Source organism: Leucobacter aridicollis, assembly GCF_024399335.1.
GTDB lineage: Bacteria > Actinomycetota > Actinomycetes > Actinomycetales > Microbacteriaceae > Leucobacter > Leucobacter aridicollis_A.
The window spans coordinates 3,165,403-3,179,553 of the sequence record NZ_CP075339.1 but is presented as its reverse complement, the minus strand read 5'-3'; the positions used below and the strand labels follow the sequence as shown (position 1 = coordinate 3,179,553).

Here is a 14,151-nt window from a genome sequence, read left to right as displayed (position 1 = left end):
GCCCCTTTCTCTGTGGCGCGGCTATGCGCCGAGGAACTTGAAGATGGAGCTGAAGGAGACAGCCCCCATGTACCAGGTGAGCGCTGTCATGAGCGTACCGAGCACGAGCAGCCAGAGCCGAATGCGGTGCCCACCGAGCAGGTCGCGCCTGAACCACCCGATGTACATGAACACTGTGAAACCGATCGGCAGGATGAGGCCGTTGAAGCCGCCAGCAAAGACAAGGAGAGCGACGGGGGTCGTTCCCATGATGAGGAACACGGTCAGGCCGACCGCGATGAAGATTACTGTCGCCCAGTTCCGGGCGCGCATGTCGAGCTTTGCGCTGAACACCGTCATGAACGATACGGAGGTGAACGCTGCGCCGATCACGCTCGAGATTGCGGCTGCCCACAGGACCAGGCCGAATGCGCGCATGCCCCACGTTCCAGCGGCGGCCTCAAAGGCCTGTGCGGCGGGGTTTGCGGCGAGATCAAGCATCACGCCACTTGCGGTGACCCCGAGGAAGGCAAGGAATAGCACGTAACGCATGACGCCGGTCACCGCGATGCCGAAGAATGCTGAACGGGTGACCTGTGTGATGTGCTCGGGGCCAGTCGTGCCCGAGTCGAGCAGTTTGTGTGCGCCGGCGTAGGTGATGTAGCCGCCGACTGTGCCGCCGACGATCGTGGTGATCGCGGCGAAGTCGATGCTGTCGGGCAGTACGGTCTGCCGAAGCGCGTCGCCGACGGGTGGGTTTGCGACGATCGCGACGGCGATCGTCAGGCCAACCATCATGATGCCGAGGACGATGATCGTGCGGTCCATGATGAGGCCCGCACGGTGCGAGAGGAAGATGGCGATCGCAAGTGCGGCGCTGATCGCGCCACCGATGCGCGGGTCGAGCCCGAACAGCGCGTTCAGTCCGAGCCCCGCGCCAGCGATGTTCCCGATGTTAAACACAAGGCCGCCGAGGATCACGAGCACCGAGAGGAGGTACCCGGAATACGGAATGGCGGCGTTCGCGAGTTCAGCAGCGCGCTTGCCGGAGAGGGTGATGATCTGCCAGATGTTCGCCTGGACGATGAAGTCGATGACGATCGAGACGAGGATGCCGAACGCGAATGCTGCGCCGAGCGTCGCGGTGAAAGTCGCGGTCTGGGTGATGAAGCCGGGGCCGATGGCCGATGTCGCCATCAGGAAGATTGCACCGAGCAGTGAGGATCGCCGGGCCTTCGCGAAGCCGACCGCCCCGCTTGCGACGGTGGCTGGGCCGGGGACGGTGGTCTGGGTGCCGCCGGGCTCGTCGTGGTCGGGGGAGTGTGAGGTGCTCATCGCTGAGGGCCTTTCGCGTCGTTGCGTCACGTGCTTGACAGAAGTGTGGACTAATCCGTTCCATCAGCGTACACGTTTGTTTGAACAATGCAAGAACGATTGCTCAACAATCTCTGGTCTAGGCGGTGTGCTTGCTACACTGCACGCATGTCGTCCCCACGCCAATCGTCGCCGGCTGATGGTGAAACCGCGGCAGTGTCGAGGGCGATGGAAGCCGCAGCTGAGATCCGTGGACGGATCGCAGACGGCGAACTCAAACCCGGCGACCGCGTCCCCGAGGCAAAGCTTGCCGAGTCCCTGGGCATCTCGCGCAACACGCTGCGCGAGGCCTTCAGAACCCTCAGTCAAGAGGGCCTCATCACCCAGGTACCTCACCGCGGCGCGTGCGTCGCGATTCCCAACATCAACACGATCATTGACGTGTATCGAGTGCGGCGGCTCATCGAATGCCAGGCCGTCTCAGAGGCGCTACCGCGCCACCCAGCACTCGCGAAGATGCGCGCCGCGGTCGAGGAAGCGCTCGAGTTTCGCCTGCGCGACGATTGGCCGGCAATCGCTGGCGCGAACATCCGCTTTCACCAGGCAATCTTCGAGCTCGCCGACAGCCCGCGCCTGAACCGGCTCTACGGCCAGCTGACGGCCGAGCTCCGGCTCGCATTCGGACTCATCGACGACCCCGAGTACCTCCACGCCCCGTTCCTCGAACGAAACCTTGAGATCGTCGAGATGCTTGAGGCGGGTCAGACTGAGCAGGCGGCCGCGCAGCTGAAGGACTATCTGTTTCTCGCGGAGCGGATCCTGCTCGCGGGCTACGAGCGCCTCGATCTTGGCTGACACGCGCTTGCGCATAGCGGCACGTGCGGACTCGAAGGACTATTCGAGGTGTTCGAGCAGCCAGGTCGCGAGGTCTGTGTAGACCGCCTCGCGGTTCGTCTCGTTGAGGAGTTCGTGACGGGCGCCCGGGTACACCTTGAGTGCCACGTCGCGCACGCCTCGGGCGCGGTAGGCGTCGGCGAGGCGACGCAACCCGTCGGCGCGACTGAGCGGGTCGTCACTTCCAGAGACGATGAGCAGCGGGACGTCGACGGCGAGGCCGGCGCCAGGGGTGCCGAATAGCCTCAGTCCGTCGCTGACTCCGAACAGCTTCAAGACGTTCGCCTCGAAGCACAGGGGATCCGCGATGAACGCGGCGGCCGTTTCTGGGTCGCGGCTCAACCACTCGAAGCCGTTCGCCCCGTCTGCGTCCGCCCACATGGCATTGAGATTCCCGCTCTCCATGAACCGCGGCGTCCGATAGGCGCTCCCCGAGAGCACGACGGCGTCCCACTGCCGGGGCGCATCGTTGAGAATTCGCTGGGTCATGAGCGAGCCCCACGAATGACCGAACTGAGCGACTCGCAGTCCGGGGTGCTCGGACCGAATGATGCCAGTGAGCTGCCGAATGACCCCCTCTGCTGCGCGAAGGCCGCCCGGTCCGAGCTTGCCGAGAAGCGCGAGGTCGCCGTCATGCTGGCGGCGGCCGGTCTCGCCGTGACCGCGGTGGTCGTTCGCGTACACGGCAAGCCCCGCTCGCGCGAGGAAACGCGCGAAGCTGTCGTAGCGCAGGGCGTGCTCGCCAATGCCGTGTGAGATCTGCACGGCGCCGACAGGCTCAGGCTGCCGTTCGGGATCGGGCAGCCACGCGTATGCGCTGATCTCGATGCCGTGTTCATCGGTGTAGGTGAAGTCGCGGCGTCCGGGGGAGTGCTGGTCGTTCATGGCTCCATTCTTGCGCACCGGGCGCAAATATACTGTGGGAATGCGGCGATCGTTGCTCCGGGCTGCACCGCTCGTGCTTGCGGCGATGCTCATGCTGTCGGCGTGCGTGCCGAGCGAAGCTGAAGGAGATGAACTTGTGAGTCGTGTGAGCGTCACGTCCTTCGAAGTCGCGGGGCCGGGGCCCGCCCCCGACGGTGGAATCAATCGCATCGGTTCTGATCGGGTTCCGGTACGCGGCTATGAGCCCGCGGGCGACGCCGAGCCCTGGGCGACGCTTGTCTGGGCGCACGGCGGCTCGTTTATCCGGGGCACGCTCGACTGGCCAGAGGCCGACTGGGTGGCGCGCAGTTTCGCGGCGGCTGGTCTGCGAGTCATCTCTGTCGATTACGTGCTCGCGAGCGAAACAGTGAAGGCGCCAGCACCGGCGAACGACGTCGCCGCCGTCGTTGCCTGGGCTGGGGCGGAATACGGCGGCCCGCTCGTCGTCGGAGGGGCGAGCGCCGGCGCCCATCTCGCGACCCTCGCGACGCTTGCGCAGGCTGAGACGGCCCCCGAGCGCGCGGCGGCGGCCCTGCTCCTTGAGTATCCGACACTGCACCGCACGCAGCGCGTCGATCCGCAGCTTGCCGACGCCGTCGCAGCATTGCCTGAGGCGCGGCGGTTCCGCGCGGATCGCATCGCCGAGATGTACGACTTCTACCTCGGAAGTGAGGGGAGGGACGCTGGCGCCCTTGTCGCGGGTGAGCTGCCCGCAGCGAGGCTCGCGCTTCTCCCTCCAACAATCATTGTCAACGCCGACGCCGACGAGCTGCGCGCGTCTGGCGAAGAATTCGCCGATCAACTGCGGGCCGCGGGAGTTACCGTGACGGAGACGATCGAAGCCGGCACCGTGCACGGCTACCTGAATCGGCCGGAAGAATCCGCCAGCGCAAGAGAGCAGGCGGCCGCAACGATGGCGCACTTCGTGAGCGAGCTGCGGGCGACCCTGGGGCCCTAGCCGCGGCCACGATTCGGATCACGCGAGACCCGAGCAGCGGGGAAGCACACCGCGCCCCTAGACTGGGGAAATGAGCGATTTCGTTGTGTCACTGCCGACTGATCCGGGACTGCGTGAGGCGATTGGAGAGATCGACGGCGTCGACATCGTCGAATGGGACCTTGAAGGCCCGGCTCCCCGACCCCATATCGACATCATTGTGCCGCCATACTGGGGTGGCATTCGCAGGCTCGCCAACGTCGCGGAAGTCTCGACTCAGCTGATCCAGTGGCAGTCGATCGGTTACAACGGCATCGAGAAGTTCTTGCCGAGCGGCTACACGCTCGCGAACGCGACCTCGGTGCACGAGGCGGCCACGGCTGAGCTCGCTGTCGGGCTCGCGATCGCCTCACAGCGCGGGCTGCCACGATTCATTCGCGACGGGCTTGAAGGCAAGTGGGAGCTGCAGACCTTCCCGAGCCTCGCAGATCGCAACGTGCTCATCGTGGGCTACGGCGGTGTCGGCAAGGCGATCGAAGCCCGTCTTGCCGGGTTCGAGACGAAGATCACACGGCTCGCGCGGTCCGCACGTGACGAGCAAAACCTTGCTGGGGAGACCGTGCACGTTCACGGCCTCGACGAGTTGCACACACTCCTGCCACAGACCGAGGTGCTGATCCTGGGTCTGCCGCTCAGCGACGAGACACGAGGGCTGTTCGACGCCGCCGCTCTCGCGGCGCTGCCCGATGACGCGCTCATCGTGAACGTCGGCCGCGGGCCCCTCGTCGTGACTGACGATCTCGTCGCAGAACTCACCAAGGGCCGCCTTCGAGCTGCGCTTGACGTCACCGACCCTGAGCCACTCCCGGCCGACCACCCGCTGTGGTCACTACCGAACGCCCTCATCACGCCGCACGCGGGAGGGGATTCGACTGCGATGATGCCTCGCATGGTCTCCCTGATCTCAAGGCAGATCTCAAAGCTTCGTGCCGGGGAACGCCCCGAGAACATCGTTTTGGGTGGCTGACAGGCACTGAATCGCTTTTCCGGTGCAGCCCCACGTCGCCGACAGTCTCGACCGTGGGGCTGCACGTGCATTCCGGCTACGGTACGAGGGGCGCTCCGGCAGGCACGTCAGGGAAAGCGTGATGCCCAGTCGAACTCACACGTCGAGGGCTAGGATGGAGGGGTCCGTGCGCGCCAGTCGGCGCCCGACACGAACCAAGATCCCCGTCTGCCCCTTGGAGTGAATACACACATGGCTGAACAGTCCCGCCTCGATAAGGTCATCTCTCTCGCCCGCCACCGCGGCTTCGTCTTCCAAGCAGGTGAGATCTACGGTGGGTCGCGCTCAGCGTGGGACTACGGCCCGCTGGGAACCGCTCTCAAGGAGAACATCAAGCGCCAGTGGTGGAAGGCGATGGTTCAGCGCCGCGACGACGTCGTCGGCATCGACTCAAGCGTCATCCTTCCGAAGCGCGTCTGGGAGGCGTCGGGTCACGTCGAGGTCTTCAGCGACCCGCTCGTCGAGTGCCTGAACTGCCACAAGCGCTACCGCGAGGATCACCTCATCGAGGAGTTCGAGGAGAAGAAGGGCCGCGAACCCAAGGACGGCCTCTCTGAGGTCGTCTGTGTCGCCTGCGGCACGCGCGGTCAGTTCACTGAGCCCCGAGCATTCTCGGGCCTCCTGAAGACCTACCTCGGGCCCGTCGACGATGAGGCCGGGCTGCACTACCTGCGCCCCGAGACCGCTCAGGGCATCTTCGTGAACTTCGCGAACGTGCTGCAGTCGGCACGCATGAAGCCTCCCTTCGGCATCGGTCAGATCGGCAAGAGCTTCCGCAACGAGATCACCCCCGGAAACTTCATCTTCCGCACTCGCGAGTTCGAGCAGATGGAGATGGAGTTCTTCGTCGAGCCTGGCACTGATGACGAGTGGCAGGAGTACTGGATGAATGAGCGGATGAACTGGTACGTCGACCTCGGCATCGATGCCGAGAACCTGCGCTTCTACGATCACCCGAAAGAAAAGCTGTCGCACTACTCAAAGCGCACAGCTGACATCGAGTACCGCTTCGGTTTCCAGGGCAGCGAGTGGGGCGAGCTCGAGGGCATCGCAAACCGCACGAACTTCGACCTCACGACGCACTCGGAGCACTCGGGCAAGGACCTCAGCTTCTTTGACCAGACGAAGAACGAGCGCTACACCCCGTACGTTATCGAGCCTGCCGCGGGCCTCACCCGCTCGCTCATGGCCTTCCTCGTCGACGCCTACCGCGAAGAGGAGGTGCCGAACGCGAAGGGTGGCACCGACACCCGCACGATGCTCGCGCTCGATCCGCGCCTCGCGCCCGTGAAGGCGGCCGTGCTGCCCCTCAGCCGAAACGAGAAGCTGTCGCCGCTCGCGCGTGAGATCGCACAGGATCTTCGCGAGGACTGGAACATCGACTTCGACGATTCGGGGGCGATCGGTCGCCGCTACCGTCGCCAGGACGAGATCGGTACTCCGTTCTGCGTCACTGTCGACTTCGACTCGCTCGACGACGACGCTGTGACCGTGCGCGAGCGCGACACCATGCAGCAGGAGCGCGTGCCCCGCGCCGAGCTCCACGCCTACCTCGCAGAGCGTCTTCGCGGCGCGTAACAGGGATAACCATGACGCAACCCCCACCGATCGACGGTCACACGCCAAGCACCGGAGGGGCTGAGCCCCAGGGTGAGTCGACGCCAGTCCCGGCGCCGACTCACCCTGACGTTCACGTGCCGCACCCTCAATACGCGCCGTACCCGCAACAGGCCCAGTACCCGCAACAGGGGCAGTACCCGCCGGCTGGTACTCCTGCGGTCTCCCCACAGTGGGCGTGGGCGCAACAGCAGCCGCAGTTTGTCGAGGTTGAGACCGAGCCGCTTGAGTACCACCGGCTCTATCGCGGCGCCCCGCGCTACGCCTGGTGGAAACCGCTGGTCGTGCTTGTCCTTGCAGCGAGCATCTACTTCGCGATGAACATCGCGTACTCGCTCGCGCTGATGCCACTGCTTCTTGCATTCGACCCCGACTACGTGAACGATGCGCTCTTCATGCAGATCGCGCCGATCCTTGACACGCAGCACCCACTGTCGATCCTGCTGAACCTCGGCACCGTCGCGCTCATGATCCCGGCTGTGCTGCTCGCGATGCTTGCGCTTGGGGTCAGGCCCGTCGGCAGGGTGTGGTCTGTTGCCGGGCGGATCCGGTGGGGGCTCCTGTGGCGCACGACTGCCGCAGCGGTACTCGGCGTGATCGTGATGAACGGCGTCGGAATCCTGTTTGGACTTGCGATTGAGAGCTTTGTCGCCAACCCGACGGCTGAGCCTATCGCCGCCGAGGCGCCAGAGTTTAACGCGACGGCTGCACTGATCTCGTTCGCCCTCGTGTTGCTTCTTGTGCCGTTCCAGGCCGCGGCCGAAGAAGTCGTCTTCAGGGGGCTTTTCCTGCAGGTACTCGGTTCATGGATGCGATCGCCGTGGCTCGCAATTGGGCTCTCAACGTTCGCCTTCGCTGCGATGCACATCTACGACATCTGGGGCCTACTGGCAGTTGGTCTGATGGGTCTGACTGCCGCCTGGTTGACGTGGAAGACTGGCGGCCTCGAGGCCGCCATCGCGATTCACATCATCAACAATATTGCGGCGTTTGGCTTCATGTCGGCGGGTCTGAGCGGCAGCACTGGGCAGGTCGAGAGCTCGGGCGGCATCGAATCAGTCATCGGCGAGATCGCGGGCCTCGCCCTGTTCGCCTGGCTCGTCGTGCGCATCTTCAAGAAGCGCGGCTACGGTCGCGAGCGGATTGACCGTGTCTGGCGCGCGGCGCCGGTCGCGAATGGTGGGGCGGGCGCCGCGTGAGTCGGGTGCTCTTGCTCGGCGGCGGCATCTCAGCATTTGCCGCCGCGCTCGACCTCGCCGAGGTCGGCGTCACGGTAGTGATTGTCGACTCGGTAGTCAGGCTGCCCGAGATCCCGGTGCGGCACGCCGGCGGCGAGGTTTCTGCGTTGCTCGACGTGGTCGCTGCGCCACTCGCTGCAGATGGAGCAGCGAATCCTGAGGCAGCGCCGCGACTGATCGAGGCCGCCAACGTGATGCTTCGCACGCGTGGAGGAGGCTGGGCCGCGAGCCCGGCGCGCTCAGTCTGGGGAATACCCCCGGTGCCTCTCGCGAAGGCGTGCATGGCGCTGCTTGGCACTGGCGGCGCGTTGCGGGCATATCTCGACAGGCTGAAGCCTGTCCTCACCATCGGCAAGGAGCACAACTTCGGTGCGCTTGTTGACTCGCGTCTCGGGAGCAATGCGCGCGAGATTCTCGTGGAGCCATTCGTCGTTGAGGGGTTCGGGGTGCAGTCGCACCGGTCCGAGCCGGCACTCGTCGAGCCTGGCCTCAACGAGGCGCTCACCCGGGCAGGATCGCTGAGCGGCGCTGCCGAACTCCAGTTCGACGAGCACACTTCACGTGAACAGATCGTTGAGCCTCATGGCGGCTGGCCACGGTTCGGGGAACTCCTTGTTGAGCGACTCCGGCTGTTTGGAGCGGAGCACTTCGCTGGCGAGGTGGCGGCCTGTGTGCGCGAATCAGATGGTCGATGGGCCGTCACTGACGATAGCGGCACGACTCAGCGGTTCGATGCGGTGATCGGTGAGCTCGACGCTGTCGAGGCAACTGCTTCGGTCGGTGCTCAGGAGGCCGCTGTCGCGTGGCCACGTGATGAGCAGATCGTCACTGATGCCCCCCGCACTTCCCTGCACTCTCTCCTCGCGGAAGCCCGGCCAACGACGACACGTCAATATGCCGAAACCCGCATTCAGGGGCTCCCATCCGGGGTCGTTGCGGGAACGGACGCCCTGGCGGTGATCGTTTCGGCTGCCGGCGACCCCTGGGCAGCCCGACTGACCTCCGACGCTGAGGGGGAATCGGTGCTGCGGCTCACCGGGCCCGCCGAGCCTCTCGGTGGCACCGGTCAGCCCCCTATCGCGGAAGCTGTCGAGAAGCTTGGTGTGCAATTGATGCCCGAGGCGAGCGTCTCGCACACAACGCTTGCAGCTCCGTTCGCTACTGATGCGGAGCGGGATGCACGTCGCGAGGCGCGCGAGGCAGTGAACCGAGAGTATCCAACTCTGCTCCTCGCAGGCGAGGACCTCCACGGAGGCTCACTTGGTGCCGCGCTCTCCGAACTCAGGCCTGCGGCAGTACACCTGCGGAGGAAGCTGACAGGTATCGCTGAATAACGCCTGTGGTCTTTGAGATGCTCGCAGCGTAGGCTGTATATCTCGAAACAGGAATGTATTTGGACCCGGCGGTGAAGAGTAGGCTGGGGACACGACGCTCGGGAGGCAGTGCATGAGAGGCAAAGTAGGTTTCGTTATCGGAGCCGCAGTCGGTTACGTGTTGGGCACCCGCGCTGGTCGCGCCCGCTACGAGCAGATCAAGCGCGGAGCGATCGCGGTCTGGGAGACGCCGCTCGTGCAACAGGGCGTGACAGCAGTGAAGGGTTCGGTCAATGACCAAGTCCAGAGCGTCAAGGCCGCCGCATCGCGCGCAGCGAAGTCTGCGTTCGTCGCGGCTACCCAGCCAAATCGTGACGCGCCTTCACCAGAGTCGCGGGGGCCCCGCGCAGTTGACGCCCAGGGGGAGACACCGGCATGAGTCGCAAACGCGATGAGGCCGGGACGTTTGAGCTCCTTGCGCGCCTGCCGCAGCAGATAGTCTCGCTCGCCAAGATTGAGTACAACAACGCGAAGCAGGAAGCGATTGGCGCCGCGAAGAAGGCGGGAATCGGTGCGGCTGGTGTTGCTGTGGCGCTGTTCTTCATCTTCTTCATGCTGCAGGCGCTCGTGATTGCGGCGATTGCGGCGCTCGCGCTCGTCTGGCCGTGGTGGCTCGCCGCGCTTGTGGTGGCAGCCGGGCTGTTGTTGCTCGCGGCCGCAGCGCTCTTCGCCGGGTTCAAGCTCATCCAGCGGGGAAACCCGGTTCCCGAGCAGACACTTGATCGTGTCGGAAACGACGTGGCGGCGCTCTCCGACGTGCGCTTCAACGCCGACGCGAAGCCGGGGCACACAACTGACACCGCCTACGGTGCGAATCCCCAGGGAGGCCAGCGATGAATCCGCAGGAACGCAGGCAACTCGGCATCGCGGAGGCCGACGCAGCCCGCGCCGAGCTCTACGACACGCTGGGGCAGCTCAGTGACAGGTTGAACTACGCAAAGCGCATCGACGATGCGACCGAGCGAGTCAGTCTGCGCGTTCGCGAAGAACGGAGGGAGCGGCCGCTCGTATTCGTTGCTGGAGTTGTTGCGGTTGCGGCCACAGCTGGAGTTATTGTGTGGGCGATAGCGAAGCGAGCGGGGCGCAATTTCAGGTCGTAACCGCCGCCAGGGGCGGGTCGAATGTTACCGGCCCGCGCGAATGCGTGCGTAACAGCTCGGTTGCAATCGGCTGGATCAGGCCCTCGGTTTTGCGTCTTGCCCGGCGCAGAGCGAGAATAGGTGAACACACGACTCTGCCGGGGTCGTGTTTTTAAGAAGTCGCCATTGCGCGATTCTTGTTCGTTTCGAGTGATGTGGGGTGTATGTCGGATCAGGCTAAGCTGCTCGGCGGCCTCCGTGTGCTTGTTCCACGCGGTGGGATCTGGGGTGACCTTGTCTCGCAGGCGCTGCGTGATCGTGGCGCTCAGACGGTTATCGCCCCGCTCGTGGACTTCTCGCATACGAGCGAAGAAGACAAGCTTGTCGAGGCTCTGAAGGACCTCGAAGCCGGTGAATTTGATTGGATGACGGCGACGAGTGCGACGGTCGCTGACGTGCTCAAGCACCACAGTGCGGTGTTCCATGAGCGGACGAAAGTCGCCATCGTTGGAGAGGCAACTGCCGTCGCCTTCCGTGAGGCCGGTTATCCCGTCACGCTCACACCAGACGAAGACAACAACACAACGTTTCAGCTGCTGAAGGAATGGACTGAGATCGACTCGGGCGAGGTGTTGCGCGTGCTCACCCTCCGGTCAGACGTTGCGACGCCGGTGCTCACCACTGGGCTCATCGAGCGTGGCCACGACGTCACTCAGGTTCTCGCATTCCGCACCATCGGGGTCCCGGCTTCGGTGCACATCCGCGAAGATATCGACTCGGGGCGCATCAACGCGATCCTCGTCGCCTCCGCGAAGATCGCTGAGGAAGTGCGCAAGCAGTTCCCGCAGCTTCCTGCAGACACGCTCGTTGTCTGCGTCGGCGAGAGTACCGTCGCTGCCGCTGCGGAGCTTGAACTCGCGGGCGCTCGTGGAGATCGCCAGGCAGAGATCGATGCGATCATCGAAGCCGTTGAGTCTGCAATCGACCACAGCGACATGCTGGACTAGCGATGGCTCGGGTTGAGGTTCACGCAGACCGGGTCATCATCCGGCTGACTGCCGCTGAGAAGACAGTTGCTCTGCGTAGGCGCGATGTCGTGCTCGACCGCGCTGCGATCCGCTCGGCAGTGATCACTGAGGATCCCTGGGTGTGGATCCGCGGAATCCGCTCGCCCGGCGCGGGACTTCCACGCGGCCTGGCGTACGGGACCTGGCGCACGCGCGGAGGTAGGGATTTTCTGCTTGCCCGGAGGGGACGCGAGGCAGTCGTGATCGATCTCGACGTGCCTGAGGGGGCCGACGAGAACCGTGGCTGGGTCGGAGAGTTTGATACCTTCTCGCGTGTCATAATTTCGACGGTGCACGCGGCCGACCTCGTGCGGGCGCTGCGGCTCGACGGCGAGGCCTACGAGGCGGAGACCACCGAGTAGGTGGCCCCGGCCTCTAGCGCCGTGTGAAGCGGCGTGAGCGTGTTAGTCGTTCACGATGATGAGATCATCGACCTCTAGGCGCGAACGCGGCGCGAGTTCGCGCTCCTTGAGGGGCTCTGCGAGCTGCTCGGGCAGCCCGAGCTTGCCGATCGTCATGACCGAAACCGCGTGCAGGTCGTCACCGAGGCCGAACACCTCGCTGATCTTCGCGGCATCAAAGCCACCCATCTGGTGCACATAGAGACCTTCGCTGTGCGCCTGCACCGAGAGGTGCGCGACTGCCTGACCGAGGTCGTACTCGGCCCAACGCTGCGGTTCGCCAGCCTCATTCTTGACAACAGCAAGGTTCACAACGAGGGCAGATGCCGCGCCGGCCCACGCTGAGTTGAACCCTGCGAGGGTGGCCTCGATCTTGGCGAAGGACTCGGTGCCGCGGCGAGCAACGATGAATCGCCAGGGCTGAGAGTTGTTCGCGCTTGGCGACCAACGAGCGGCCTCGAATGCGCTCAACAGTGCGTTCTCGGGTAGCGAGTGGTCGCTATCGAACGCGCGAGGGCTCCAACGCTCCGTGAGGGTGCTCAGAATCGGTGCGCTTGTAGTTGCGTGCTTCGCAGACATGAATCTCCTGGGTGAAACGAATCGCGGGGGTATTCCCTCGCCAGATTGAATGAACGCCCAAGGCGTTAGCTGTATTCCGGCTTCGCGAAGTTCAGTGCCTGCTTGGCCTCGTCGGCAATGATCGCCGAGAGCTCGTCGAGGACGGGCGATCTGAGGTTCCACCGCTGCCAGTACAGCGGGAGGTCGAGCGGCTCGTCTGGTGCGAGCTCAACGAGCGCTCCCGTTGCGAGCTGCGGGGCGCACTGGAGGCGCGGCAGCATGCCCCACCCCATACCGAGTTCGACGGCGGTCGCAAACTCGGCGGAGGAAGGCACGTAGTGGCGCGGAGGCGCGATTTCGACGTGACCGAGGTTCGAGAGGAACCGCTGTTGGAACATGTCGTGCCTGTCGAACTCCACCATCGGTGCGCGCTCGAGCGCGGCTTTGGTGAGGCCGTTCGGAAGGTGAGCTGCAATGAACCCGGGCGAAGCGACCGCGTAATACCTATCGACGCCGATGAGCTCAGAGACGCACCCGGGCACCGCTTCAGCCGTCGACGTGAGCGCAGCCATGACCTCGCCGCTTCGGAGCTTCTCGGTCGAGACGGTTTCGTCTGCCCGCAGCACCTCGAAGCGCGCCCCAGTAGCCGCGGCTGCCCTGGCGAGCGCTGGGACGAACCAGGTCGCGAGCGAATCTGCGTTGATGACGAGCTTGACGAGCGACCCTCGGGTGCTGCTCTCGTCGAGCTCCGTAGCTGCGTCGTCGATGACCCGGGAGACCTGGCGTGCTGCCCGAAGCAGGGTTGCCCCAGCGGCTGTCGTGGTGACGGGTCGTGTGCGTAGGAGCAGGACGGTGCCAACCCGCTCCTCCATGCTGCGAACCCGTTGGCTCACCGCTGAGGGTGAAACGTGCAGCGCCCGCGCCGCGCCCTCGAGAGAGCCCTCGTCGATGACGGCTGCGAGGGTGCGGAGGTGTTCGATCGGAAGGTCCACACCCCTATATTAAGTACAGCTTATGTAACTTCAGAATCTTTCACTCCGCTGAACTAGCGCGGCGCCTGCGCGGACCCGTAGCGTCGTCTTCGTGATTCTTCCCTTTCTTACAGGTATCGGCAGCGGGCTCTCTCTCATCGTGGCGATTGGTGCGCAGAATGCCTTCGTGCTGCGTCAGGGTATTCGGCGGGAACACGTGCTCCCCGTCGTGCTGATCTGCGGCCTGACCGACGCACTTCTCGAGACCCTCGGCATCGCGGGAATCGGGCTTGTCGTCGAGCGGGCCCCGCTCGTGCTTGAGATCGTTCGCTGGGGCGGTGTCGCGTTCTTGCTCTGGTACGCGTATTCTGCGGCGCGGAGATCCCTGAAACCTGAGGTGCTGGTTGCGGGCGGCCAAGGAGAGCCGCGGTCGCTGAAGAGCGTCGTGCTCGCCTGCCTCGCGATCACCTACCTCAACCCGCACGTGTACCTCGACACTATGGTGCTCATGGGGTCAATCGGCAACGCTCAGGGGGACCCAGGCAAGTGGTGGTTCGCACTCGGTGGTGCTGTCGCGAGCATCGGCTGGTTCTTTACGCTCGGCTATGGCGCCCGCGCCCTCACGCGCTTCTTCGCGACCCCTCGCTCGTGGCAGATTCTCGATGGTGTTGTGGCCGCAATCATGCTTGTTATTGCTGCGAGGTTGGCGTTCGGTGGGATCTAGCGTCGACTC

The 14,151-nt window shown here is 64.6% G+C and carries 16 protein-coding genes; 12 read left to right on the top strand and 4 right to left on the bottom strand.

Going from position 1 to position 14,151, the window contains the following annotated elements:
- Positions 1 to 21: 21 nt before the first annotated feature.
- Positions 22 to 1,314: an NRAMP family divalent metal transporter gene (locus KI794_RS14290; protein WP_119282714.1), complete on the bottom strand. Its 1,293-nt coding sequence runs from the start codon at positions 1,312 to 1,314 to the stop codon at positions 22 to 24.
- Between the two features lie 147 nt (positions 1,315 to 1,461).
- Here KI794_RS14290 and KI794_RS14285 point away from each other — a divergent pair, with 147 nt between their 5' ends.
- Positions 1,462 to 2,148 carry a GntR family transcriptional regulator gene (locus KI794_RS14285; RefSeq protein WP_255808480.1) on the top strand — a complete coding sequence of 229 codons (687 nt, stop codon included), beginning with the start codon at positions 1,462 to 1,464 and terminating at the stop codon, positions 2,146 to 2,148.
- Between the two features lie 39 nt (positions 2,149 to 2,187).
- On the opposite strand, the gene KI794_RS14280 is transcribed toward KI794_RS14285, so the two are convergent.
- Entirely contained in the window at positions 2,188 to 3,072 is an 885-nt protein-coding gene (locus tag KI794_RS14280; RefSeq protein ID WP_255808479.1) for an alpha/beta fold hydrolase, read from the bottom strand.
- A gap of 40 nt (positions 3,073 to 3,112) precedes the next feature.
- Between KI794_RS14280 and KI794_RS14275 the strand changes: the two genes are divergently transcribed.
- From KI794_RS14275 to KI794_RS14230, 10 genes are all read left to right on the top strand, one after another.
- Entirely contained in the window at positions 3,113 to 4,069 is a 957-nt protein-coding gene (locus KI794_RS14275) for an alpha/beta hydrolase (RefSeq protein WP_255808478.1), read from the top strand.
- Positions 4,070 to 4,139: 70 nt separating this feature from the next.
- A complete protein-coding gene (locus KI794_RS14270; RefSeq protein WP_119282717.1) occupies positions 4,140 to 5,075 on the top strand; it encodes a 2-hydroxyacid dehydrogenase in 936 nt (311 codons plus the stop codon).
- Between the two features lie 231 nt (positions 5,076 to 5,306).
- The gene (locus KI794_RS14265; protein ID WP_119282718.1) at positions 5,307 to 6,692 is read left to right on the top strand and encodes a glycine--tRNA ligase; all 1,386 of its coding nucleotides are present in this window, start codon (positions 5,307 to 5,309) and stop codon (positions 6,690 to 6,692) included.
- An 11-nt stretch (positions 6,693 to 6,703) separates the two neighbouring features.
- Positions 6,704 to 7,930, top strand: a complete 1,227-nt coding sequence (locus tag KI794_RS14260; protein ID WP_255808477.1) for a CPBP family intramembrane glutamic endopeptidase — start codon at positions 6,704 to 6,706, stop codon at positions 7,928 to 7,930.
- Positions 7,927 to 9,303 carry a hypothetical protein gene (locus KI794_RS14255; protein ID WP_255808476.1) on the top strand — a complete coding sequence of 459 codons (1,377 nt, stop codon included), beginning with the start codon at positions 7,927 to 7,929 and terminating at the stop codon, positions 9,301 to 9,303. The genes KI794_RS14260 and KI794_RS14255 overlap by 4 nt, the downstream gene beginning before the upstream one ends.
- Before the next feature lie 112 nt (positions 9,304 to 9,415).
- Positions 9,416 to 9,721, top strand: coding sequence for a YtxH domain-containing protein (locus tag KI794_RS14250; RefSeq protein WP_162921139.1), 306 nt, complete (start codon positions 9,416 to 9,418; stop codon positions 9,719 to 9,721).
- Entirely contained in the window at positions 9,718 to 10,179 is a 462-nt protein-coding gene (locus tag KI794_RS14245; RefSeq protein WP_119282722.1) for a phage holin family protein, read from the top strand. The genes KI794_RS14250 and KI794_RS14245 overlap by 4 nt, the downstream gene beginning before the upstream one ends.
- Entirely contained in the window at positions 10,176 to 10,442 is a 267-nt protein-coding gene (locus KI794_RS14240) for a DUF3618 domain-containing protein (protein ID WP_119282723.1), read from the top strand. Before KI794_RS14245 ends, KI794_RS14240 begins: the two co-directional genes overlap by 4 nt.
- A gap of 203 nt (positions 10,443 to 10,645) precedes the next feature.
- Positions 10,646 to 11,428 (top strand): uroporphyrinogen-III synthase, encoded by a 783-nt coding sequence (locus KI794_RS14235; RefSeq protein ID WP_119282724.1) that lies wholly within the window; start codon positions 10,646 to 10,648, stop codon positions 11,426 to 11,428.
- A gap of 2 nt (positions 11,429 to 11,430) precedes the next feature.
- Positions 11,431 to 11,850, top strand: a complete 420-nt coding sequence (locus tag KI794_RS14230; RefSeq protein ID WP_119282725.1) for a hypothetical protein — start codon at positions 11,431 to 11,433, stop codon at positions 11,848 to 11,850.
- Positions 11,851 to 11,892: 42 nt separating this feature from the next.
- Here KI794_RS14230 and KI794_RS14225 read toward each other — a convergent pair whose 3' ends face one another.
- Both KI794_RS14225 and KI794_RS14220 read right to left on the bottom strand, forming a co-directional pair.
- Positions 11,893 to 12,468: a nitroreductase family protein gene (locus tag KI794_RS14225; protein ID WP_119282726.1), complete on the bottom strand. Its 576-nt coding sequence runs from the start codon at positions 12,466 to 12,468 to the stop codon at positions 11,893 to 11,895.
- Between the two features lie 65 nt (positions 12,469 to 12,533).
- A complete protein-coding gene (locus tag KI794_RS14220; protein ID WP_119282727.1) occupies positions 12,534 to 13,439 on the bottom strand; it encodes a LysR family transcriptional regulator ArgP in 906 nt (301 codons plus the stop codon).
- Between the two features lie 91 nt (positions 13,440 to 13,530).
- On the opposite strand from KI794_RS14220, the gene KI794_RS14215 reads away from it, so the two are divergent.
- Positions 13,531 to 14,142, top strand: coding sequence for a LysE/ArgO family amino acid transporter (locus KI794_RS14215; RefSeq protein ID WP_119282728.1), 612 nt, complete (start codon positions 13,531 to 13,533; stop codon positions 14,140 to 14,142).
- Positions 14,143 to 14,151: the final 9 nt, after the last annotated feature.